Origin of the sequence: Eisenibacter elegans DSM 3317 (genome assembly GCF_000430505.1) — a bacterium.
Taxonomy (GTDB): domain Bacteria; phylum Bacteroidota; class Bacteroidia; order Cytophagales; family Microscillaceae; genus Eisenibacter; species Eisenibacter elegans.
In genome coordinates, this window is the sequence record NZ_KE387153.1 from 196834 (window position 1) to 222477 (window position 25644).

The following is a 25644-nucleotide window of genomic DNA, read 5'->3' on the forward strand; positions in this document are numbered from 1 at the left end:
CCATTGGCAGCAGTGTTGGCATAGCCATAGTGAAAACTAGCACCCAGTTGCGCTCTTGACTGCCCCGACAATGTATCGCAGCAAGCCAAGATTAAAAATATGGCAAAATTATAATATTGTTATATATTTTCATGCTTATTTAATAATCTTCTTATTCACTTATGGTGTATGCATAGGTCGCAAGTCGATAGGTACTGCCTCGCTTTGCGACCTTAGGGTTATATTTTTGATGCTTCTAACCACTTTAGCACAAATATTTTGCGATAGGTTTACAAGCCAACTATCGCAAAAGACACTTTACACCACTAGATATTGCTATCAACAGCCGTATGAAAACTTGTTATCGCCCAATAAGCACAAAGGCTCCCCAGAAGTAGGGTTCGGGGTTTTTGGCTTTGAGCGCCAGTTGGGCTTTACGGAATGCCTCAGACATTGAAAGCTTTTCCTTCACATAATATCCATAGAGCTGTACCATCAAGTCGACCGTAGCTTGGTCGCTTACTTGCCAGAGGCTCATAAAGATATTCTGCGCACCGGCAATCTGTAGGGCGCGTTGTAGCCCATACACTCCTTCTCCGGCTTTGATGTCACCGAGGCCTGTTTCACAAGCCGACATTGCCGCCAGTTGCGTATCGCTGAGGTTGAGATTCATCAACTCATAGGCTGTAAACACCCCACTTCCGGCTTCTGTCTTGGCCAGTTGGCCATCTTCGGCAATAGCTTCTTCGGCTCCTGCCAGAAACAGTCCTGAGCGCAAAAGCGGGTTTTGTCGGGCTTTGTCAGGCTGGATACCGAAAACCATTCCTGAAAAGTCATCTTTCACGTCATCAATAAAAAACCCGTGTGTGGCAATATGCAAAATCGTTGGGCTTTGTATTTGCTTGATGGCCTCTTCGGTGGCTTGTTTGCCCAGGAGCATTGTGGTTACATAATTATTTTGTTTGAGCAAAGCGGCGATTTTTTCAACCTCTACCTTTGTTCCGGGCAAGGCCGAGATAGTACCGCGTGTGCCATAATCAGGGAATCCCAACAAGAACGCGCTAGGCTGTGTTTGGTTGCGCTGGCCAACAGGGCTGAGTAAGTCTTTGGCGTTGGTCAACAAAACTAGGCTTTGCTCATCAATAATATATTTGCCATTGGGCTTTTTGAGTGTTGCAATACTGATTTGGTTGTAAGTACCATCTAAAGAAAGATAGAGCTTGGTCTTTCCATTCAGCCGCTCATCAATAGGCTGCCAGAAGTTTTTGTAGCTCATCTCATCAGCCTTTCGAGCGCGGATAGAAGCCCTATAAAACTTAAAGAACTTACCATCCAAATCATTGCCATTGGGCAGCAGCACCAATTCGGGTTCGGCTTGTCCTTGCTTGAGGATAAAGGCCGCATAGGTGTTTTGGTCGGTAAACGCATTTTTCTCAAATACAGGAAACTGCACCAGATCTACGATGGCGCTTTGGGCATCGAGCTTGGCAATCAAGGCTTTGAACGACGCACGTTGGCCACTGGTGCCTTGCCGGAAAGCCTCCGAACGCTCCGAGAGCAGCTTTTCGGTAGCATTGGTAGCGCGTTCGAGCGAGTCGAGATTAATGCCTTGGTCTTGTATCTCCTGTCTAGATAGGTTATAATATTTGGCTAAAGCCTCTTTTTGAGCCACCCAAGTAAGGTATTGTTTTTTCAGGTCTTGGTCAGCGCCTTGCAAGATTTGTTGCCTGATTTTGCTTGTTTCGCTCATCAGCAAAGCCTTTGTCAAGAGATGATTGTTATACATCTCTTCAAGGAGTTTGGGCGAAGGGTTTTGGCTAGCAAAATTGTAGAAACGCAAGTATGTAGGCCGTAGTTGAGCCCAATACTTTTCTTTTTCGGCCTCGCTCATTGCTGGGAAATAGGCTTGGATAAAATCGTCTATCTTGTCCATTACCTCTAGGTATAGGCGGGTTGCTTCGGGCAGTCGTTTCGTTTGCCAAAACAAGATAGCCAAATCTTCTTTTGATTCGGTGTATGCCGGGTGCTTATCGCCTAGGGTTTTGCTGCGAATATCGAGGGCTTGATTGAGTAGGCGCTCGGCTTCGTCATAGCGTTCTTTGACACGATAGAACTTACCTAAATTGCTGATAGTAGTAGCATAGGCAGGGTGTTCGATGCCAAATTTTTTCTCATAAATACCCTTGGCTTTGAGCAAGAGTTGCTCCACATCCTCATACTTGCCCATCAGCATATACAATGCGGCCAAGTTGTTGAGCGAGTGCGCATAATCTGGATGGTTATTACCAAGGCGCTTTTCCTTTATTTCGATGGCTTGTAGGTAAGCCTTTTCGGCTTCGTTGTAACGGTTGGTAACCTGATATAGGAGAGCAAGATTGATGAGTAGGCGCTGGTAGTTGTTTGATTTTTTGCGCAACCCACCACCGGCTACCTCTAGAGCTTGCTTGAGTAGGGTTTCGGCTTCCTCATAACGGCCTACTGTCTGCAAAATAATGGCTTTGTTGTTGAGCACAATCGCATACGGAGTGCTTTCTTTGCCTTCGTGCTTGATGACCAAGGTAGTGGCCTCATTAATCATCTTTTCAGCTTCGGTATAATTGCCCATATCTTTGTAGAGCACGGCCAAATTGTTCATCGAAGAAGCATAAGCGCTGTTGTCCATCCCAAGGGTTTGCCCTCTTTGGAACATCGCCTGTGAGGTCATCTGCTCTGCCTCTGTCAGGCGGCCTAAAGTATGATACAACAGCCCCAGCCCTGCTACAGCCTGCATATAAATGGGGTGGTTGGTGAGGCTGTTGTTCTCACAAATTCGTTTGGCACGGCCAAGTGCTCCTTCAGCTAGCTTGAATTTGTTACCAGCAAACATCATCTGGCCTACTTGGTTCCAGTCCTGCGCGTCTTGTAGAGGGTTGGCTTGCAGGTTTTTGTCTGCATTGCGGGCTCGATCATATACCAGCAAGAGGGTAGACTTGTTTTTCTCAAATTTTTCGGCATCTTCAAACATCCCGGCGTTGTCTGTCAGGGCAACCGTATAGCTGAAGTTGGCCGTGTCATAGTCGCCACGCATATTGCGTATCTTCTCATTAAAAGCACCTTCAAGCACATCCTTGATGTAGCCGCCTTTGGCTTTGTTCTTGGTGTTATTGATTTTGTCTTTGTTATCCCTAATCACATTCCCAAGTTGGGCATTGACAGACACACAATTGAAAATCAATAATAAACCACACATTACGAGAGGTTTATAATAGTTTTGCATAAGGTTTTTTTGAATTTGTTTGACATACCAAAGGTACGTAAATCCAAGGTTACGGGTTGAGTTATTGCGCCTTATAAATAGACGTATCCCCACTCCAAACTGGTTTGGGAGGTGTATACGCTGAAAATAAAGAAAATCAACTCTTGTGAATTCGCAAATCAAAGAAAACTTGATATGGTTTTTCCGAAAAATGCGCTGCCTTTGCCAAAAGGCAGTCTTTGTATGGGTTTTTTGTGTAAATTTGGCCTTAGCTCTTTTGCCAAACATCTATAAACTACGTTTGTCTATGCTTCCTTCTATACTCTCTTGGATTATTTTTATTCCGCTTATTTTTTTACTGCCGGTATTGTTCTTGCCTCAAGCCCGCGCTTCTTGGGCCAAGGGGCTGACGATAGGAGCCACCGGTGTGCAGACTATTTTGGCATTTTGGTTATACCTCGATTATCGTCCGGCGGTAGGCTATCAGTACACAGAGTGTATTCCTTGGATACAAATGAGCTTGGGGAATTGGGGAGAGCTGCTGATACAGTATTATGTAGGGGTTGATGGCCTGAATGTCGCCTTGGTATTGTTGGCTGCGGTTGTGCTTTGTGTGGGAGCGGTAGCCTCGTGGAGCATCACACGCTACGTCAAAGCTTATTTTGCGCTTTATCTACTGCTGAGTACGGCAGTGGTGGGGAGCTTTGTGGCGTTAGATTTTTTCTTATTCTACCTATTCTTCGAGTTTATGCTCCTGCCGATGTATTTTCTGATTGGCATATGGGGTGGAGAACGGCGCGAATATGCCGCCATCAAGTTTTTTCTCTATACCCTATTGGGTTCTATCTTTATTTTGGTAGCGATGATCGGCTTGTATATGTCTGTCAAGTTGCCAGATAGCGATATTCATACTTTCAGCATTCCTGCGATGAGCGAGTTGGAGAATTTTGTTGCCAATAGCCTCCTAGCGCCCAATGCCGATGGAAGCACCAACCCTTGGCGCTTTTGGGCTTTTTGGGCCTTGTTTATCGGCTTTGCCATCAAGTTACCTGCTGTACCATTCCATACTTGGCTGCCCGATGCCCACGTAGAAGCTCCTACGGCTATCTCGGTTGTGCTGGCGGGTATTTTGCTCAAGATTGGTGGTTATGGCTTGTTGCGCATCGTATATCCTATTTTCCCCGAAATGAGTGTAAACTTTGCCTATGCAGTTGCGCTTTTGGGAGTAGTCTCTATTATTTATGGCGCGATGAATGCCTTGGCAATGAGCGACCTCAAAAAACTAGTAGCCTACTCCTCTGTCTCACATATGGGTTTTGTGCTTTTGGGAATCGCCTCGTTGACTGCCGAGGGCATCAATGGAGCTGTGTATCAGATGGTCAGCCATGGCATCTTGTCAGCCCTGCTCTTCTTGTTGGTAGGAGTACTTTATGACCGTACCCACGACCGTACCATCGATAATTACCGAGGGCTCTTAGGGGCTATGCCCTATTATGGTACTTTTATCATCATAGCCTTCTTCGCTTCCTTGGGGCTGCCCGGCTTTTCCGGTTTTGTGGGAGAGTTGTTTACACTTTTAGGCGGTTTTTCGTCCCCGGTACTGCCCATGTGGCTTAGTATCGCTGCTGCGTTGGGGATTGTATTGGGTGCTGCTTATTTCTTATGGACTTTGCAAAAAATGTTTCTGGGCAGCTTTTGGATACGCCGCCACACTATTGGGGATATCCCGACACTCGAAGACCTGCAGCCGCGTGAGTGGGCTATGTTGAGCGTTTTGGCTGTAAGCAGCTTATTATTAGGGATTTTGCCACACCTCTTGTTCAACAAAATAGGCCCTTATGCCGGCGGATTGCTTCAGGGGTTCCTGAGTTTTATTCAAATCGGATAAGTGCCAGCCAATACTGTTTCCGAAGGTTTTTCCGGCCTTCGGAAAATATCTCCATACACACATCAGCTACACTTGTCCTCTATTGTTCAAAGCCTAGATATCAAGAACATGATTACAAAAACAAATTATCTACACATCTACTTCTAGCTTGCCCCCTAGGCTTGGTGATATTTGATAATTTTCTCCAAAAAATAGCGCCAAAATGAATAACAACTTATTTTTAAATGTGGGGGTGCCCACATGGGTGTATAACACATACCTCGCTTCATCCTCAATCTTGAAGTAGGGATGTCCTATCACTTATGCGTTGTAACATCTGTCTTGGGAAAAACGTTTTTATATCGTGTCATTTTGGCTATGGTATTGATTTTGCCCTATAGATATTCAAATACATAGGTAATACTGTACAACAAACGTATTATGCCGACATAACCGAAAGGGAGGAGTATTGGAAGATTTTTTCTACATATATGCAGACGGCCAGCCTCAAGCCCTAATGTTGTGGGAGGTAGCCTCACAGCGCTGGGTGTTCCTCAATAAGACCGCCCGCCAGTTGCTAGAGCGTGTTCCTCATAGCAAGCACTCCTTCGCGCCCGAATTACATTGGACAGATTTTATCACTCCCAAACAACAAAGACAACGCCTAGCCGAGTACTTGTACAACCCTACAACACACAAATACCAAACCACAGTATGTATACAACTTGAAAACCGCAGCCCCTTGGTGTTGAAAATAGAAGCCCAACATTACCCAAGTAGCGGGTTGGTAGTTTGTAGTCTTGAGCCCAGCCCCTCAGTCAAAGAACGACAGCTTTTAATCAATGTATTGCAAGAAGCCACTGACACCGGTGTGTGGGATTACAATCCTATCAATCAAGAACTTAGCTGTTCGTTGATGGTCTGGCAAATCTTCGGGCTGCCCCCCATCAATACCCATCCTAACCCTCGCTTGTTTGCCGATTTCTTTAGTCCTGTAGACTGGTGGCGTTTTCGCCGGCGCTTGGTAGAGTCGGTCCGAGACCAACACCCATTCGAGCTAGAGCTACCACTAAACATCGAAAGCCCAAACCAACACTGGTTGCGTGTGGCAGGTTTTTTTAACTTCGCCGACGACCACGTAACGAGAGCCTATGGTGTAGTACAAGACATTTCTAATTACAAGCAAATAGCCGCTTTCAACGCAGAGCTACTCAAGGAATCACAACATCTCAATCGTGATTTGGTGGTTTTGAATGAGGAAATTAGTCTTGCATTAGACAAAACATTGGCTCTGAATCGTTCGTTGTCCGAGCGAGACATCCTGCTCAATGCCATGAATGCGTCCTCTCATTTGGGCATCTTGACGGTCGATACTCAGGGCACAGTTACCTACGCCAACTCGGCCATAGAAGCGTTGTTTGAGCTCTCTATCCCAACCATCAACTACCAACAACTGAGCGCCTGTATACACCCTGACGACTGGGCGCAAACAAAGGCGCTCTGGCAACAGACGCGTGAGCAGCTCCACAAAGTCAGTCATATCTGTCGTATCATTACTGCGCAAAGCCAAACTACTAAATGGCTACAGGTACAAGTATCGCCTATGTTGGTAGGCCAAGGGCAGTTGCTAGGGTTTGTGGGCACTTATGAGGATATCACCGAAAAAGTACAGCGCGAACAGGCCCTGACACAAACCAACCAAAAGCTCAACATTGTGCTCGAAGGCGCAAACCTTGGCTTGTGGGAATGGGAGATAGAGACTAAAAAGCTATCTATCAATGATATGTTACTAAAACTACTGGGTTTCACCCGTGAGCAATTTAATCAGGAGCTTTCGGCAGACGGCCTCACACTCATCCATCGCGAAGACCGTGAGCAACTCAAACAAATTGTGGCAGCTTATGTGGCTGACCAACAACCTCGATTCCAAGCCGAGTTTCGATACTATACTCGCTCCGGTGCTTTGCGCTGGGCCAATGCCCTAGGGCAAATCATTCAATATGATGCGCAAGGAGCGCCCTTGCTGATTATGGGTGTGTTTCAGGATATTGATACTATTAAGCAAGCTCAAGTCGATATGTTGCGTGCTAAAGAAGAAGCCGAGGCTGCCAATCAGGCCAAAGATGACTTCCTCTCGACAATGACGCACGAAATTCGCACACCACTCAGTGCCATTGTAGGTATTAGTAGGATTTTGCAACAAAAAAGCCTTGACCCCGAACAACTCAAACAGCTTCAGGTACTCAACTTTGCTTCCGAAAACCTGATGAGTATCATCAATGACATTCTGGATTTTAGTAAAATCCAGGCCAATATGATTTCTCTTGAAGATACGCCCTTGTCCTTAGGAAAGACTGTACGCTATGTCATTGAGGCACTTCGCCCACAAGCCATTAGCAAGGGCTTGGCTCTGATAGAAGAGATAGACGAATACCTCTTTGCTGTCATCATTCAAGGCGACTCGTTACGGCTGGCACAGATATTCACCAACCTTATCAGCAATGCCATCAAGTTTACCAACAAGGGTTTTGTAAAGGTGATATTGGAGGTAGTAGATGAAGACGATTACCAAATAACTGTAGCCACCTCCATAGAAGATACCGGCATAGGAATAGCTCCCAACAAACACGCCTATATTTTTGAACGATTTACACAAGCCGATACCCATACAACACGAAAATTTGGGGGTACAGGCCTAGGTCTGGCCATTACCAAGAAGTTGCTCGCCCTACACCAAAGCGATATCAAGCTCGAAAGTAATGAAGGCCAAGGCTCTCGCTTTAGCTTCAATATCCAATTTACCAAAGCCCTACACCAAAGTACTAGCGCTGATGAGCCCTATGACAACACCCACAGTGATGTCAAAGACCTTGCACAAATGCGCCTGCTTGTGGTAGAAGACAATGAGCTCAACCGCTTTGTGATTGCCCAATTCTTACAACAATGGAATGCGCAGGCAGACTATGCCGCCACAGGGCTGGAGGCACTCGACAAAATAGCCCAGAGCGATGCCCAAAATAGTTATCAGCTCATTTTGTTGGATTTGCAAATGCCTGATATGGATGGCTATGAGGTAATGAGAGTCTTACGCCAAATGCCCAAACCACTAGGCAATATCCCGGTGATGGCGCTGACAGCAGAAATCAATCCTCAATCCCGGATGCGCTGTATACAGGTAGGAATGCAGGCTGTTCTGACCAAGCCCTTCAATCCCGAGGTACTTTATGCACAAATACAATACTTGTCCCGCCCCAATCAAGCAGCCTCCGCTCCTTCGAAGCAAGAAATACACCTAGTAAACCATCCAATCAGCAAACAAAATATTGACATCCGGATGATTCTGGAAGCTGCCGGTGGCGATTTACACTTTATCCAGAAGTACCTCGAAACACTACAACAGCAGTTTGATTATTTTATTGAAGAATATAGCTCTGCGCTCCAAAAACAAGATATGGAGCAGATGCAACGTGCTGTCCATCGCCTGCGCCCTACTATTGTGATGCTCAACCTGAGATTGATGGAGCGCGAAATTGTCATTACACGTAACAAGTTCAAAGATAAACTTCTTAATGAAAAATTTATTGCGGGCAGTGTCCTTCGCATCCAAAAAATCATTGATGCGACCATCGCCCATCTCAAGCAAGCATTGCTGGCCAGTATTGATGGCTAAGAACCTTGCCCTAAAACTGAATTACTGTTGTGTTTGTTGTACAAAAGCACGTAGCTTTGTACTGTCTTGCCAAAGTACTCTGTCGGGTTATTTACCTAGAAACTTCAAAGCATCCTAAGATTTATTTGATTTTCTGGATTCTCAAGGATTCTTAGGTTACAAACCCCACCCAAGCCCATCTGGATTGGGTATATTTTCACCGCAATTGGCGAAAATAAATATAGTGCTTTACTGGTGTAAACAAGACAAACATCAATACTGAAAAATCAAGTCTAAAAACGAGGTATGTTGCACAAATACTTTCTGTTGTGGGTCTTATTATTTTCAAGCACTACAAAGCTATTGGCACAAACCACTGCTCAACGTGGTCGTGTGGTCGATGCAGAAACTGGCCAAGCCTTAACTACGGTACGTATTAGCCAAGGACAAGCAATCACCCAAACCAATGCACAAGGGTATTTTTCTCTCCCTAGCCCAACTCCTGACGACAGTATCAAGATCTATCTCTCTGGCTACCACACGGCAAACACCCTGCCCAAGCCCGGACAAATGCTCTATCTACGCCTACAGCCCCTCAACCAAGACTTGGCCGAAGTATTGGTAGCCGATCATTACGCACCGCAAAAATACCGCGAACACGTAGGCTCTCTCGCTATCTTAGACCAACGTGCCCTACAACGCGATGTGCAAACCCATATCAGTCCCGCACTGAATCGCGTACCTGGGGTGTATGCACACCAAGGAGCATTCAATACCAGTCGAATAACTATTAGAGGTACTGGTAGTCGTTCCCTCTTTAGCACCAACAAAATCCGTAGCTATCTCAATGAAATTCCTCTCACGGGAGGCGATGGAGAGAGCATTCTAGACGACCTAGACCTGTCGGTTTTGGGACGTGTGGCCATTCTCAAGGGGCCGGGCAGTTGCCTCTATGGTGGAGGGCTAGGCGGCGTAATACGACTACATACCCAAGCCCCTGAGTACAAGACTTCGAGCATTACACAAGACAATACTTGGGGGAGCTTTGGGCTATGGCGCAACAGCACCCGCCTGCAATATGGCAGCGAGCGCTTTTATTTGCAAGCAGCCTATACCCGCACCCAAGGCGAGGGCTTCAGAGAGAATAGCCAACACCGTCGGGAGAGCTTCAACCTATGGGGCGAATGGTATGCCACAGAGACGCTCAGTTTTTACTGGCTCAGCAGCTATACTGACCTTCTTGCCTTTATCCCCAGCTCTATTGATGAGCGAACATTTCGCAATAACCCCCGCGCAGCCGCAGCCAACTGGCTAGCAGCTAGGGGGTATGAAGCCTATGGAAGGCATACACACGGGCTGGGTATGCAACTAAGACTCTCGCCTCGTTGGGAGTTGCATAGTACTGCCTTTGGCGGTGGGCGTATCGCCGACGAGCCACGCCCCTTTGATATCTTGGCCGAAAACAGCCGCCACCTTGGTATCCGTAGTACAATCACGTATAGCGCTAAGCTCAAATCATCTAACCTCCGATGGATTATTGGACAGGAGCTTTTTGGTGAGTGGTATGATGCCCAAACCTACACCAACACCCAAGGTTTACGTGGAGCTATTCGTACAAATTTTGCCGAACAACGACAATATGGCAATGTGTTTAGTCAGTTGGAGCTTCCCCTTGCCCAACGCTGGCATTTGAGCAGCGGCCTGCTCTTACACCAAACCCGCTATACCCTCCAAGACCAACTGACACAGCAGGACTTTGACGGAGTCTATACCTATGCTCCTATCTTGGCTCCAAGGCTGGGCTTTAGGTATCAGCCCAGCGAGACACAGAGCTTTTACCTCAGCATAGGGCGGGGATTTTCTACGCCTTCGGTAGACGAAACCCTGACCCCCGAAGGGCTGCCCAATCCCAACATACGCCCCGAAACGGGCTGGAACTACGAACTAGGTGTACGGGTGTACTTCTGGCAAAAACGCCTCTTTGCCGATGCTACCCTGTATTATATGCAAATCCAAGATTTGCTGGTAGCTCGACGCACTGCCGAAGATACCTTCGTGGGGCTGAATGCCGGTGGCAGCCTGCACCCTGGAGCTGAGACGCAACTGACTTTCAGCCCTTGGCCACAAAGGGCGCAACAACTGCAATTTTTTGCCAATTACAGCTGGATGCCTCATCGCTTCGGGGACTTTGTGGATGGAGAGCAAGATTTTTCGGGCAATATCCTCACGGGAGTGCCCCTACATACAGCCAATGTAGGCCTTGATTGGCACAGCCCCAAGGGCTGGTTTGGCACACTCAATTTCCAATGGATTGGCCGCCAAGCCCTCCGCGATGACAACAAGCTCTTTTACAATGGGCATCGGGTTTGGAACCTCCGCACAGGTTATGAGCGCAATATTATCAATCAACGGATTCATTTACAAGCCTTTGTAGGGATTCAAAATATCTTGGATGAAGCCTATGCGGCGATGGTACTCATCAACGCACCTAGCTTCGGCAATGTGCCGCCTCGGTATTACTATCCCGGTACTCCTCGCAATTATTTTGCTGGTTATAGCCTGCGATGGCAACTCTAGTGAATTGCAGACCATTGAATATTTTTGGAAAAGTAGCTAGGAGTTCCAGCTCCGAGACAAGCTAAGGCCTCATTTTGGCGCATAATGAGACTTAGCCCACAGCTTTGATTATAAGGGTTTGAAAAATGTCCGGTGGCGTGAATGAGTCGCTGGTGAGGATACCAATGGAGGCGAGGTGGAGACAACCCGCCCACACCTGTGTTCAGTGTCGTAACACCAACAAATTAGCCGCGTTAATAGCTGGCCATATAGTCCACCAGAAAACGAATAGGCGTAACTTTATTGGCCTCTACCGTGATGGGATAAATGTTGCCATCGCCGTCAAACATATTGCCATAAAAACCTTTTTCTTCCTTTACTACAAGCGTGTACTCTCCAGGAGGAAGGGCAATTTCAAAACAACCTTGAGCATCGGAACGGCCTACAGCCACAGGCTTGGAAGGAAAATTAGTGTAAAACACCGCTTCAGACACACTCACCTGGGTCATTTTGGTGGGGGTATACACGTGTATTTCGCGAGCGATGCCTACATCTTCATACTCTACCGCTTTTCGAGTAACGGGATCCATAGAGGGCATTCGGTTGCCTTCGAGCCATAAAATTCGTCCGGCAATACCTTGGCTGATAGTCGTTTGGCAGGGGTTGTTCATAGGCGCATCTGTTAGGAGTGAAGCATTGCTAGCACCAAGTTCCTCTGCGCTATCTTGGTAAGCGTTGCTTTTGGGTTGGCAAGCCGTTGTTGCCATTAGGGCAAGTGCTAGCCAAAGTGGTTTAGCGATTTGTCTCATTGATTGGTTAGGTAAAAAGGGTACATACAATTAGCAGAACCCAAAATCGTGCTTTTTACCCACTTGTCCAAATCTTTGCCCAATAAAAAAGGAAGCCCGAAGGCTTCCTTTTCGATTTAATCCAATCAATAATGGATTAGTTAACTACAATACGCTCTTTGTAGCTTTGGCCACCACCTTCTACCAAGAGGATGTATACACCCTTTGATAGCGTGGTTACGTCTATGGCTACCAAGGTATCAGTGGTCTGATAAGTACCCACTACAGCGCCGGTGAGGCTCACAAGGCGGATACTGGTTGACTTACCTGCTAGCTCGGCGGGCATTTGTACATTTACCTTGTCATTGCTTGGGTTGGGGTATACCACAAAGGGCTGTTCCAAACCTCCGGCCAAGGCTGTTACCAACAAACGGGTAACCACTGCCGTACCGCTTACCGTACCTGCTGCGGCACAATTATTTGCATCTGTAAGGCTGGTGAGGGCATAAGTGCCTGCTTCTGTTACATTGAGGGTGTAAGGAGACGTAGCGATATCGCTTATCGTGATGGCCTCACCCCCGTCGCGGGTATAAGTAATGCTCCAAGGTGCTTTGCCTGTAAGGGCAATGCTCAGAGCAATCTGTGAAGTACCTGCATTCAACTCACCACCACCACTCAATACTGCCGTAGGGGCAGGCTCATTGATGAGGCGCGCCGTTACGGCCTTGCGCTCGGCAGGGGCACAACCTGCTGCTTTTACTTGCCACTGATACAAGTAGTAGTAGAATGCTGTTGGGTCGGCTTGATTCGTACTCGTGATAGAAACCACATTGTCTATCTTGTAGGGGAAAGCTACCGAGCCGGGAGTATTGTGGCGGAAGGCAGTAGCGCCTCCCCCAAAAGCAGCTACCTGAATACCAAAGTTCTGTCCGGCATAAGGCACATACAAATCAAGGGTATATTCATTTGTTCCGGCAGTTACTGTAATTGTGCGCTGGGCGATGATGGCATCAGAGAAATCCTTGTCCACAATAATCACCGTCATTGTTCCGGCAGCTCCCACTCTAATAGTAGCTTTCTCAAGTACAAAAGGTACTGCTGCATCGAAATACATACGTCCACCCCCAAAGCTGGAAGCGGTATTGCCTTCATTGATATTGGGGGAGTCCAGCGTACCACTGAAATCATTTATCCCTGCATACACAGTTCTGTTTTCGGTAATGGCAGGCAAGCTCAGGCTATTGCCTGTACCAAGAAGGTTGCCACCAGTAGGGGAATCATACCAAAACACAGTTCCTGCGTTACTGCTGGCACTAAACTGTACTGGTGTCGCCGGGCAGGCATTCACATCAACAGCACTTACTTGAGGATTTCCTGAAGTTACCAATACGGTATTTTCAGATACCAGCATACCGCAATTACCATCAATACGCACTACTTCTACGGTATATGCTCCTACTTCATTTGCTTCAAATGTATTGGCTCCCTCGTTGGTAGCCACAATCGCTCCGTCTCGTTTCCAAGTATAGCGATAAGGTGTAGCCGCAAGCCCCGTGATGGCACTCAAAGTCAGATTCACCGTCTCGCCTTCACAGAAATCAGGCGCTCTGTTTAAGCTGATACTGAGACGTGCAGGCACAGGCAACACTGTAATCGTGCTTGCTACGGAAGTCGCCTGACAGCCATCTTCACGTACAATGACGACACGGTACTCAAAGACCTCGTTGGCAAGCAGTGCTGTTGTTGCCACGCGGCCTACCTCCAGCGTAGCTCCGGTAGCTCCAGCAATATTGGCAAAAGCAGCAGCACCCGTTCTACGCTGCCATTGGTAGCTCAAGCCTGCGCCCGTTTCGGTGGCGCGGAGCGTGGTTGTTTGTCCATCGCATACCACATTGGCATCGGCTTGTACTGTGGCGGTTTGTGTAGCTGCATTTTGGATAGTTACTGCTTGGCGTGTACCTACCGCACAGCCGGGGGCGCTAAGGGTAAGGTTGTAAAACCAAAGATACACATTTACATCGTTAGGTGCTGCAAAAGTAGTACGCAACGCTCGTGCAACTCCTCCCCAATTAACAGGATAAAAATTAGTAGTAACTCCTCCCAAGTTAAGCACCACGCTGAAACTTGCAGCTGTGCCTATAAAATTCATTGTAGAAGTGATTGTATACACTCCTTTTGCCGGAAACGTTAAGCCAAGGTCATAACGCTGCCCATCTATAGCAGAAGAAATTCTCACAGGTACATTGACCACCGATACTATCACCCCTTCCGAATTGGTAATTGTATAAGTAATAGACCCGGCGGGAGTGCCAACAGGTGCGGAAGTACCTCCATTAGGTGTTCCAGCTACAGGTAAGATATAAAGCAATGCACTTTCAATAGTAAAAGGCTCAAGTGCTTCAACAACCAGCCCAATATTCTGACTATTTCCTTGAGAAGAACCTAAGGTACTACGAGTAGCCGGGCCTGCATTCAGAATACGGTAATCATTCAGCCCGGCATAAATGGTATTGGCCGTAGGCAAAGTATCAGCTTGTGCTTTGGTAATAGAAGTTTGATTACCGATAGCCAAGCGATTGCCACCCGTAGGGGCATCGTACCAAGCTACTACATTGCGGGGGGCATTGGTAGTGGCTATCAGACTCACAAGGTCGGTGGCGGCAGTAGCTCCGCAGGTACTTACCGTAGCGGTATTGAGTACTGCTGCAGGAAGTACGGGTACTGTTACAGGCAAAGCTGTATTATTGTTGGCCACACCATCGGTACTCAGTGCAGTACGTGCTCCAAGCGAAAGCTCTGTTCCCGAAGGCACTGTGATATTGCCTACGGCTACATCTATAAAAGCACCGGCAGCCAATGTTCCTGCAAAAGTATAGCTGAGCACATCTGTTCCATTCAGAGATACTTCTACGGGTACATTGCTTACCGCTGAAGAACCATAGTTTCTAATGCGCACTACCAAGGGCAAGCTTGCTCCCTCGCAGGCATTGCCCGCAGGAGGGAAAATACGCTCTACGCCTACATCGGTCAAAGGCGCTGCAATGGCAATAAGATAATCTTGTGTTTCGCCACGAGGATAATTGCCTACCGGGCTGATGGTATTTACATCATCGGTTTCTACCGTTACGACGCGAATACGCACCAATTGCCCTCGTACTACGCTGCTGGGTACAATCACCGAGGCATTGTTGAGGGTGGCAGCTCCGGAGGCCAAAACAGCCGCCGTAGAAGAAGCCAGCAATTCGCCTGCATCTTCAAAATCGCCGTCGCCATTCCAGTCGGCATAAATGCGTACGTGCTTGTTGGCATCGGCATCGCAAGTGCCCAAATCCACCTCCAAGGCCACTGCTTGGCCGGCACCAAAAGCGGGAGGTGTTGCATTCAGTTTGGTAAAGTCTCGGTAGGTAGCACATTCTGCGGCAGCACTGTTATTGATTGTACCAAAGCGGAAGCGGTCTATACGGGCTCCACCATCCTCAGTAGCTCCCGAAGCACCTACAGCAGTACCACCGATACCGCTTACTATCAGAGTATATTCTTGGGGAGCGGCCAGCGTACCTTTATGCGAAACCACAATGGTATAAGTGCGCCCCGGTACGGCATTAGGAATTAGGATTTGCTCTACATTGTCGCGGGTATTATCGCCACGGGTAGCTGCTTGGGTAGCCAAGCCAGTTACATTCGCGCCGGTGGGGTCTAGCTGGAAGGGCATCACCCAAGGCAAGAACTCTACAGGTGTACCTGTGGTATTGTCAATTACACGGATATCAAGGTCATTGACGAGCACGGAGGCAAAATCGTCCAAAGCAGGCAAGGTAGTGGGCGTATCGCGATTGGGCGCGGCAGGGTCGTTCCACACAATGGTTACACGCAGGGCTTCTGTGCCTGAGGCCACTACATTGAGGCTGTAATTGGCCTCGCCTTGGCTGCGCACTCTTTGGTCTATGATATGCTTTGGATTCGTCGTTTCATTTTTTACAGAGCTTAGCAAATTAGCTGCTCGTTCGGCGTTCATCAAACCCCAACCAAATATATAATCAGGACCCGGCCCCGGACCTGCCTCGTCGGCAGTATGGATAATCAACCCACGTAGTGTGGCCGAGCGCATGGGCACGCCGGGGAATAGTTGCCCCCAATGTTGCTGTAACAAACCTGCTGTGCCGGTTACATTAGGCCCCGACATGGAAGTGCCCGTCAGGAAATTGTAAGCTGCCGCAGAATTGCCTATGGGAGAATAGATAGACGTTCCTGCTCCGGTAATATCCGGCTTGATACGCCCGTCGTCGGTAGGGCCTTTGGTACTGGAAGCGGTAATCACTACACTGCTGGGGCCTGTATAAGTATTTACAATAGAGGCATTGGCAATGACCATCACATTTTTTGAGTTGGAAGAGCCCGTCAGGGTATTGAAGCCCGCAGGGAAAGGACGTGTAGGATTCGCACCGTTGGCCAAAGTACCATTATTTCCAGCAGATTTGCCTATAAAATAATTAGGAGCAGCATTGGTAATTTCATCCCAGTCGCCTGCATTGATAGCATAAGCACCGCGATAAGCAGGATTGATTGTAGCAGCATTAAAACCATAGGAGTGTTGAGAGATTCTCAGGCCTGCGGCAGCGGCAGTGGCCATCTCTGCCTCATCGTTGTTGGCATCGTAAGAGTCAATGAGGGCTTTAGAGGCCATTCCCTTGGCATCGCCCACCACTCCCGTAGCGGCCAATGTTCCGGCTACGTGTGTGCCATGGTTAGCACCAAAGCCTCCGGGCAGTGCGGCACCATCTCTGATGCTTACACGTCCGGCCAATTCTTGGTGTGTAGGCAATACTGCCGCAACTTGCTGTCCGGTGGGTGTTACATCAAAAGCCTCCCAAACACCAAAGGTAATCCCTTCCCCATTGAGGTTGAGGCCACTGCGCCCGCCTGTCCACAAAGCACTGGCGCGAGTTGTGTTGGCTGCGCCAAGATTGCTATTGATTTCGTTGATGATAGGCTTGCCATCAGGTGCAATTCGCTCCAGACCCAAAATAACAGAGTCTTGCATCAAGTGTTTGTACTCCTCTATTTTGGCAGGACCACTCAAAAATTGATGCAATTGTTGAAACGCTTGCGTTTGTTTTTCGTTAAACTTGTCTGAGAGTCGATTGAGTTGCTGTACGTCGGTTCCTTCCGTCGCAAGACGTACTTGGGCCTGCACTCCCAAGTTGAAGGAAACAAACAACAACCACAACGCAACCCTCACACAAAAGCGTAAAGATTTGGTCATAATAAAGGGTTTTAAAGTTTGTTTTGACTATTTCTACTAATAACTGCGAAATATCCTGAAATTCCCTCAAAATCCAAATCTGCTTTTGTTTTTAGCGTCAGCCTATGATGTTATATTTTTTAGCATAACATCATATTAGCTTTATATTTTCTTCACAAACACTAGCAAATCCATAGACCACGCAATGTAGGCTTGACTACTTCGTATTCATAAGCCGCTGATTGTAAGACAGAAAATTGTATCTAACAAGTTAGCTGTAGGAGTTTTCCTTGTTTTTAGCCCAAGTAACTTTGATGTGCCTTTTTATGCTAATTTCAATATATTGTGTTTTATAGTGCTTTTTGACTGAAAAACCTGCTGTTTGGCGAATTAATAGCACATGCTATAGGCCAAAATTATTGTAAGCACTCTCCAAATTATTTCACACTATTGACACGGGTACACAAAATGCTTTTTTGTAACTATTTAGTGTTTAGGAGGTTCAAATGCTTGACTATTAAATACTTGCGAGAGAATGAGCTTCATATCTAGGAATTCAATCAAAACACAACTACTTGATAATCAGTGATTTATATAATAAGCTTATTTAAAGCCGAACTATACAACAAAAGCCAACAAATTGATAATAAGAGATTTACAGCAAAGCGTATCACCTAAATAGTTACCTTTTTTTAAGGAAAATCAACAAAAGATAGTCTTTATAGGTAATAAAATGGCTTTTTCAAAAGGCATCAAGGCATTAAAGAGCATTATATACTCAAATTTATACATATCATCTTGATGTATATTTAATATTTGAATAATTTTTTTTTCTAATAAATAGGCCCGCTGTGTACCGCCAAGCAATGGGTGTGTTGGGGTATACCACCCCCCTGCCCTACTGAGCGCAATATTGGTATAACTAGTGTCTGTCAGATAGCCATTGCGCAAAAAAAGTGCCTCCGTAAAAGGTGTCAAAGAAGCTGTTATTTGCTCAAAATAGGTACGTTGGGCGTATTTGTGCGCATAATCAAAATCGCGGGGTAGGTCGATAAGCTGTAGATAGCGGATTTCGCGACGGTGATAGGGCTGGCAGCTGACTTCGTGGAGCCCGTCGGCATCGTAACAAAGGCGTAACTTGTATACCTGTTCGTCGGCGGGGGCGTTGTCAGAGAGCCATTGCTGCGCCCACGTTTCCGGCGACCACTGCAAGGCTTTGCCATACACAGCGGTGGCGCTGCGCTCCATACGCTGCCAATGGTAGCGCCTAGCGGGCAGTTGTTGTCGCTCCAGACGCAGGCTTTCTAACAATAGGGACATAGACCTTATCAATCAGTTCTTGGTATTCGTCTTCCAAACGGCTATTGACCGTAATGCCGCCACCGCTGTAAAAATAGCCTCCTCCGGCCTCCTGCGACACAAACCGTATCATCACCGCCGTGTCGAGGTTTTGTCCATCAAAGTAGCCCGCTATACCAGTATAATAACCCCGTTCCTGCTGTTCGGCAGCTTGGATAATCTCGACAGTCTTGCGTTTGGGTGCTCCGCTGATAGAGCCTGCAGGCAGGAGCTTGCACAAAATACTACCGATGTGGGTGGCATAGTCGGGCGGGAGTGTACCCACTACCTCGGAGCTGACCTGCAACAGGTCTTGGTTACTGGTCTGGAGGCGGTCGAGGTAGCGAAAACGTGCCACATGTACGTCCTTGGCTACTTGGCTCAGGTCGTTGCGGATGAGGTCTACGATGGTATGGTGCTCGGCCTGCTCCTTGGCATCACTCAAGATGCGCTCGGCGGCGTCGGGCAGATCGGCGCGAATCGTGCCCTTCATCGGAAAGGAGCGGATTTGCCCCCCATTGATTTGCACGAAGGTTTCGGGCGAAAAACAGACAAATCGTTGCTGTAACAATACCTTGTACTTGGCCTGCGCCTGCCAAAATAAGGTCTCAGGAGGGAGATTGGTATTGATAGCAGTGCGGGCAGCATAATTGACCAAATAGCTGTCGCCACGTCGCAGGTGTGCCTGAACGAGGGCAAAACCCTTGGCATAAGCGGACAGACTGGGGCTGGTCTTCTCAAAATACCACGCTTGCGGTAATGGGGGCAACAAGGGTGGCGTAGAGACATTCTGAAAGCCCGGAAAGCAAAGCCACAAACCCGCCTCAAGGCTTTCGGCTACCGATAACACCAGCGGCTGCTGACATTCAAAATCAATCAAAAAAACAAAAGCCTCCCCCGCCGCACCCAAGGCGTTCATCCGACGGGCAGCCTCAGCCAGCGCAGGCGTTTGTAGTATCGCTCCCATAAAAACAAATGGTTTGAGCTACAAAGGTAGGAAATTTGCCTGACGAAATTAGAGGAATCGCGTAAGTGCTCCAAGCTCCCACAAATTAGCTACTAATACACGAATAAAACTAAACAGCACGTCGCCTCAACATCCGCGCATCCGTGGCTCAACAGCAGTCGCCGTCTTTCATCCTCCGCAAAAGATTTGCTTTTTTGAGTGCATTGTGTATGTTTGTGAAAAATTAGGTCAAATAGCCTAAGTTTCTGAACCATTTTGAATCAGGCCTTGTTTTGGCTGAAAACACTCCTCAAATGATGAAACTATAAATTGGAATAGTATTAGTTATTTTCTCAAAAATTCCGTAACATTGCATTAAAGAGCTTTAAACTATCACCAAACGAAGCAAACGCTTTTTTTTTTATCATAATAGTATGCGTGCATACTATTTTACTCCATAACTGAATATTCAACCCTAAAACTACCAAACAATTATGGCTGAGGCTTATATTTTTGATGCGGTACGTACCCCTCGCGGACGTGGTAAAGCAGATGGCAAGTTGCACGGTGTGCAGCCCGTAACTTTGCTTGCCAACCTATTGACAGCGCTTCGTGAGCGCAACAACCTAGGTGATGGCGCTATTGTAGACGATGTAGTGATTGGCTGCGTGTCGCCTGTAGGTGAGCAAGGTGCTGATATCGCCCGTACGGCAGTACTGGCTTCGGGTTTTGCCCAAACGACCGCCGGTGTACAACTCAACCGCTTCTGCTCTTCGGGCTTGGAAGCCATCAATATTGCTTCGGCACACGTGATGTCAGGCCAGTTTGATATGGTCATTGCCGGAGGGGTAGAGTCGATGTCTCGCGTACCGATGGGTTCAGATGGCGGCGCTATGTTTACCAGCCCTGAGCTGATTGCCGACCACAAAATCGTTCCTCAAGGGATTTCTGCCGATTTGATTGCCACCAAGTATGGCTACACCCGCGAGCAAGCCGATGCCTTTGCTGTAGAATCACACCGACGTGCGAGCGAAGCAGAGAAAAACGGCTGGTTCAACAAATCACGTATCGAGGTAAAAGACTGCCTCGGGCTGACCATCCTCAACTATGATGAAGGCGTGCGCCCCGGTACTACACTCGAAACACTAAGCCAACTAAAGCCTTCGTTTGAAATGATGGGGCAAATGGGCGGACTCGACGCCTTGGCGCTACAAAAATACCCTGAAATTGCAGCCATCAACCACATCCACCACGCCGGTAACTCTTCGCAGATTGTAGACGGTGCAGGGGTAGTACTTATCGGCAGCAAAGAAGCCGGCGAGCGCCTCGGCCTCAAACCCCGCGCACGCATCCACTCCTACACCATCGTAGGTTCTGAGCCCACCATTATGTTGACCGGCCCTGCACCTTCTACCCGCAAATTGCTCAAGAAAAACGGGATGAACATCAGCGATATCGACCTATTCGAAGTAAACGAGGCTTTCGCCGTAGTGCCAATGTTGTATATGGATGAGCTAGGAGTAGACCCTGCCAAAGTGAACCCTGTAGGTGGCTCTATCGCCCTCGGACACCCCCTAGGCGCTACTGGTGCGATTATCCTCGGCACACTGGTAGACGAGCTAGAGCGCCAAGACAAAAACGTAGGTCTGGCTACGCTTTGCATCGGCGGCGGTATGGGTATTTCTACCATCATCGAGCGCGTATAAGGTTATTTTCATCACCATTTTTTAGAACGAAACCGCAAAAAATAATTTTAGTGTTATGATTAATTATGCTGTAGATAACGGGATTGCCGTTATTGCTTGGAATATGGAGGGCTACCCTCAGAACGTACTCAACGAGGACTCGATGGCTGCCTTTGAGCAAAACATCGACAAGGCGCTGGCCGATGCTGCCGTCAAAGGAATCATCATCGCTTCTGAGAAAGAGTCGTTTGTAGCTGGTGCTGACTTGAAAATGTTGCGTTCGATGCTCGAACAAGACAGCAACGCCGTTACTGCCGAGCAAGCCTTCAAAACTTCGCTCCGCCTCAACCTGATTTTACGCAAATACGAGGCAGGTGGCAAGCCCGTAGTAGCTGCCATCAATGGCCACGCGCTTGGCGGTGGTTTCGAAATCTGCTTGGCTTCGCACTACCGTGTTGCCATTGACAATCCAAAGACCAAAATCGGTCTGCCTGAGTCTAAAATCGGCCTCCTCCCCGGTGCCGGTGGTACACAGCGCCTACCCCGCCTGATTGGAATCGAAAAGGCCGCCCCAATGTTGCTCGAAGGCAAAGAGCTCAGCCCACAAGAGGCGCTCAAGCTAGGCATCATCGACGAGCTAGTGTCTGACCGTGCCGCCCTCATTGCTGCTGCCCGCAAGTGGATTGAAGCCAACCAAGGCTTTATCCAGCCTTGGGACGAAAACAAAAAAGGCAAAATCGTAGGTCGCTCCAACTACAAAGTACCCGGTGGCAACATCCAAAGCCCACGCGGTGCGCAGCTAATGCTCCCCGGCACGGCGCTTTTGATGGGCAAAACCTATGGCAACTACCCTGCCCAGCTGGCCATTATGAAGGCCGTATACGAAGGCTTGCAGGTGCCTATCGAGCTGGCACTCGAAATCGAATCGCGCCACTTTACAACTCTCTTGATGGGGCCTGTGGCCAAAAATATGATCCGCACCCTCTTCTTCGGTATTGGCGATGCCAACAAAGGAGAGGCGCGTCCGAAAGATGTGCCTAAAACTGATACCAAGAAAGTTGGTATCTTAGGTGCCGGAATGATGGGTGCCGGAATAGCTTATGTATCTGCATTGGCCGGCATCGAAGTAGTGCTGAAGGACGTAAGCGTAGAAGCTGCCGAAAAAGGCAAAGACTACTCTCGTGAGCTGCTCAAGAAGCGCGTAAGCCGTGGCAAGATGACCCAAGAGGCTGCCGACCAAGTGTTGGCTCTGATCAAGACTAGCGCTGATGCCGCCGACCTCAAGGGCAGCGACCTCATCATCGAGGCCGTGTTTGAGAACCGCGAACTAAAAGCGGCCGTTACCAAGGAGGCCGAAGCCCAACTGGCTGAGACTGCCGTGTTTGGCTCCAACACCTCTACCCTGCCTATTAGTGGCTTGGCTGAGGCCTCTGCCCGCCCCAAAAATTTTATCGGTATCCACTTCTTCTCGCCGGTAGACAAAATGCCACTCGTGGAAATCATTATGGGCAAAGAAACTTCGGACTATGCCCTGGCTGTAGCGATTGACTACACGATGAAAATCCGCAAAACGCCTGTAGTGGTCAACGACTCTCGCGGCTTCTACACCTCACGCTGCTTCGGTACTTATACCTCCGAAGGCATCGAGATGGTATCAGAGGGTATCCACCCACAATTGGTAGAAAGTGCCGGTAAAATGGCCGGTATGCCCGTAGGGCCACTCGACGTAGCCGACGCTGTAGCCATCGACTTGGCCTACAAGGTAATGAAGCAAACAGAAGCTGACACTGGCGAAAAAATCGAAAACATCCCTAGCGGCAAAGTCGTGAAGAAGTTTGTAGAAGAGCTGGAGCGCTTCGGAAAGAAAAACAAAAAAGGCTTCTACGAATACCCCGATGGTGGCAAGAAGTTCCTATGGCCGGGCTTGGCAGAGCTATACCCCGTGAAGGCCGAGCAGCCCTCGCTGGAGTATGTCAAGCGTCGCATCTTACACCGTCAGGCCATTGAGGCCGTACGCTGTCTCGAAGAGGGTGTGGTCCGCAACCCAACCGATGCTGACGTAGGATCTATCCTCGCCTGGGGATTTGCTCCCTACACCGGCGGTGTGCTCTCTTACATCGATATGGTAGGCGTGGCGCAGTTTGTCAAAGAATGCGACGAGCTAGCCGACCAGTGCGGCGAGCGATTCCGCCCCACCGAGCGCTTGCGTGAGATGGCTAAAAACGGCGAAACCTTCCACGGAAGCAAGGCCAAGGCTGTAGCCTAACCCAACAACAGCCCTCGGAGATTAAACTACCTACCTGCCCGCCCCCTGCCTCAAGGAGGCGGGTTTTTTGCGTGTCTGCCTCACTAAACGCCTTCATCAGGTCCCCACGGGTGGAAAAACAAGCCAATACACGCTCAACCGCTGGTGAAGCCCCCGAGGCAGGTCAAGCCCCCTCTTTCCGCACCCCTTAATTTCAGATTACGGAATTAAGATAAAACTAGATTAAATTGATTTTTAATTGTTTTTTTCAAATACAGTCCTATAGATGAGTATTTTTTAAGAATGGTTTTTATTATAATGAAACACTGAAAAATACCAATTTATTTAATAATACTTAATCTTGAAAAACAGGGTGGTAAAGTGGGTTCTATGTAAGCTAAAACATTGATAATGTTTTCTTTAGTCAGGAAATCAGCTTGCTTGCAAAGTACTTTGATACGTTCTTCAAACTCGGCTAATCCGGTTTTACAATCCGCGTGATGCAAAACTTTTTGCCTAATCCAATGAATGGCATATTCCACCAGATTCAATTTGGGTGAATAAGCGGCTATAAAATGGAGGTTCTTCCGTAAGTAAGGCGGGAAAAATCCTTAATCCAGAGACCATCCACCAAATTGGCAAATCAGCCAGAGGGATAGATATGCTCGCCAAAGGAGCCGGTATAGAGACGGGCTTTGACTTTGAGAATTTTGGTGCTGAATAATCCCCACCAATGCAACCGCCGGTGAAGACACCGACGGAGGCAAAAAGTAGCGGGAGAAGCCATCACTAAGGGCGGAGGACTTTGCCGCTAAAGAGAATGTTGCCGTGGGCGTTGTCGCGGATGACGAAGAGGAAGGGGTGGTCGGCACGGAAGACCTTGGCGATTTGTCGGATAGGCTCGGCTACAGAGGTAGTTCTCACCATCGTGATGGCCGTTACGGCGGCGGCTTCGGAGCCTTCTTCGTCTACCTCTACAAAGGCTTTGTGGAGTACATTGCTGATTTTGAGCGACTCCTGAGCTATCAGCCCTCGGAAAGAGGCCGTGTTTTGAAAAGAGGTGGCCAAGCCCATCCCCTCTAGGGTTCCGTTGAGTTGGAAGCTGGACTCGATCTTGAACTTGGGCAGGTATGTCTGTACCAGTTCGGGGCGCAGGGCTGCTGTCCAAACTTGGTAGTTTTGGTAATCAAAAGCTTCTTCGAGGGCGGCGAGCCGGCCTTTGTCCTTGGGCAAAAATATGAGCATAGAGGCCTTTCCGTCGTGGTAGGGCAGCTCAATCACTTGGAGCAGTTCGTTTTCAAAATAGCGAAACTTGCGCTCCTGCTGCATCAGCGCACATTCAGTGGTGGTGGCTCCGTAGAAGGGCTGGGTGCTGGTCAGGTGTTTGGGGAAGGGTGTCGCCCAAGCCGATTTGAAGTAAAGCGCATTGGTCAGCACTAGGCGGGTATCGGGCTGAAGGTCTGAGGCATCGAGGATTTTCTGGATCTTATCGTGGGTTTTTTGTGCCGTCCAGGTGTTGATGCGGTCGGCGGCTTGCTGGGGCTGGGTAAAGTCGAGCAAGTTGATTTCGGCGTTGTAGGCTGTTTTGACCAGCTGCTCGTAGTTGGGTTGGAGCTTGAGCGCCTGCCGCAGCCATACCGCATTGGCCACTTCGAGGCTGTGTTCGGGGGCGTTGTGGTGGGAGAGCGCCCGCAGCATCTCGCCAAACTGCTGGTGAAAGTCTGCCGAGGGGGAGAAGTGAAATACCCGACGCAGCTCGTCGGCGGTAGCGCCCGAAGCCCCGGGGTAGAGCAGGGCAAAGGCCGACGACACACTGAAGGACGAGGCAAATACATTGTGGCTTTGGCGGCTTTTGAGGGCAGCCGCATAAAAATCAAAGTGGAAGCGGTTGTTGGCTTCGGCAATCGATTGGGCTTGAGGCATCGGTTCTTGGGTTTGGTTTGGAGCGGCCAATAGGCTCGGCAGCAGGAGTAGTATCCATAGTATACGCATAGTCGTAGGGTAAGGGTAAAACATTCGGTTTTGCTAACAGTCTTTACTCTCATCGCGGAGGAGCATTACAAAAAACCGCTTTTTTTTATGTTTGTGGGCGGCACTCTTTATGGGTACAGGTG

At 48.4% G+C, this 25644-nt stretch carries 11 protein-coding genes; 5 read left to right on the top strand and 6 right to left on the bottom strand.

Annotated elements, in window-relative coordinates:
• Positions 1-340: 340 nt before the first annotated feature.
• On the bottom strand, positions 341-3235 hold the full coding sequence (locus tag G499_RS20195; RefSeq protein WP_161627762.1) for a CHAT domain-containing tetratricopeptide repeat protein: 2895 nt from the start codon (positions 3233-3235) through the stop codon (positions 341-343).
• Positions 3236-3521: 286 nt separating this feature from the next.
• Here G499_RS20195 and G499_RS20200 point away from each other — a divergent pair, with 286 nt between their 5' ends.
• The 3 genes from G499_RS20200 to G499_RS0114530 all read left to right on the top strand — a co-directional run bounded on the left by G499_RS20200 (position 3522) and on the right by G499_RS0114530 (position 11307).
• Entirely contained in the window at positions 3522-5102 is a 1581-nt protein-coding gene (locus G499_RS20200; protein WP_035727697.1) for a complex I subunit 4 family protein, read from the top strand.
• 448 nt (positions 5103-5550) lie between these two features.
• Positions 5551-8751 carry a PAS domain-containing hybrid sensor histidine kinase/response regulator gene (locus G499_RS0114525; RefSeq protein WP_027000541.1) on the top strand — a complete coding sequence of 1067 codons (3201 nt, stop codon included), beginning with the start codon at positions 5551-5553 and terminating at the stop codon, positions 8749-8751.
• 342 nt (positions 8752-9093) lie between these two features.
• Entirely contained in the window at positions 9094-11307 is a 2214-nt protein-coding gene (locus tag G499_RS0114530) for a TonB-dependent receptor (protein WP_161627763.1), read from the top strand.
• Positions 11308-11540: 233 nt separating this feature from the next.
• On the opposite strand, the gene G499_RS20205 is transcribed toward G499_RS0114530, so the two are convergent.
• The 4 genes from G499_RS20205 to G499_RS20220 form a co-directional block, all read right to left on the bottom strand.
• Entirely contained in the window at positions 11541-12095 is a 555-nt protein-coding gene (locus G499_RS20205; RefSeq protein ID WP_051296286.1) for a carboxypeptidase-like regulatory domain-containing protein, read from the bottom strand.
• A gap of 136 nt (positions 12096-12231) precedes the next feature.
• Entirely contained in the window at positions 12232-17337 is a 5106-nt protein-coding gene (locus G499_RS21280) for an Ig-like domain-containing protein (RefSeq protein WP_027000543.1), read from the bottom strand.
• Positions 17338-18018: 681 nt separating this feature from the next.
• Positions 18019-18636, bottom strand: coding sequence for an aminotransferase class IV (locus tag G499_RS20215; protein WP_081413821.1), 618 nt, complete (start codon positions 18634-18636; stop codon positions 18019-18021).
• Positions 18584-19621: an aminodeoxychorismate synthase component I gene (locus G499_RS20220; RefSeq protein WP_081413822.1), complete on the bottom strand. Its 1038-nt coding sequence runs from the start codon at positions 19619-19621 to the stop codon at positions 18584-18586. Before G499_RS20220 ends, G499_RS20215 begins: the two co-directional genes overlap by 53 nt.
• A 473-nt stretch (positions 19622-20094) precedes the next feature.
• Here G499_RS20220 and G499_RS0114555 point away from each other — a divergent pair, with 473 nt between their 5' ends.
• Both G499_RS0114555 and G499_RS0114560 read left to right on the top strand, forming a co-directional pair.
• Positions 20095-21306: an acetyl-CoA C-acetyltransferase gene (locus G499_RS0114555; protein WP_027000544.1), complete on the top strand. Its 1212-nt coding sequence runs from the start codon at positions 20095-20097 to the stop codon at positions 21304-21306.
• A gap of 55 nt (positions 21307-21361) precedes the next feature.
• Positions 21362-23551: a 3-hydroxyacyl-CoA dehydrogenase NAD-binding domain-containing protein gene (locus G499_RS0114560; protein ID WP_027000545.1), complete on the top strand. Its 2190-nt coding sequence runs from the start codon at positions 21362-21364 to the stop codon at positions 23549-23551.
• Positions 23552-24319: 768 nt separating this feature from the next.
• On the opposite strand, the gene G499_RS0114570 is transcribed toward G499_RS0114560, so the two are convergent.
• Positions 24320-25522: a serpin family protein gene (locus tag G499_RS0114570; RefSeq protein ID WP_161627764.1), complete on the bottom strand. Its 1203-nt coding sequence runs from the start codon at positions 25520-25522 to the stop codon at positions 24320-24322.
• Positions 25523-25644 lie beyond the last annotated feature (122 nt).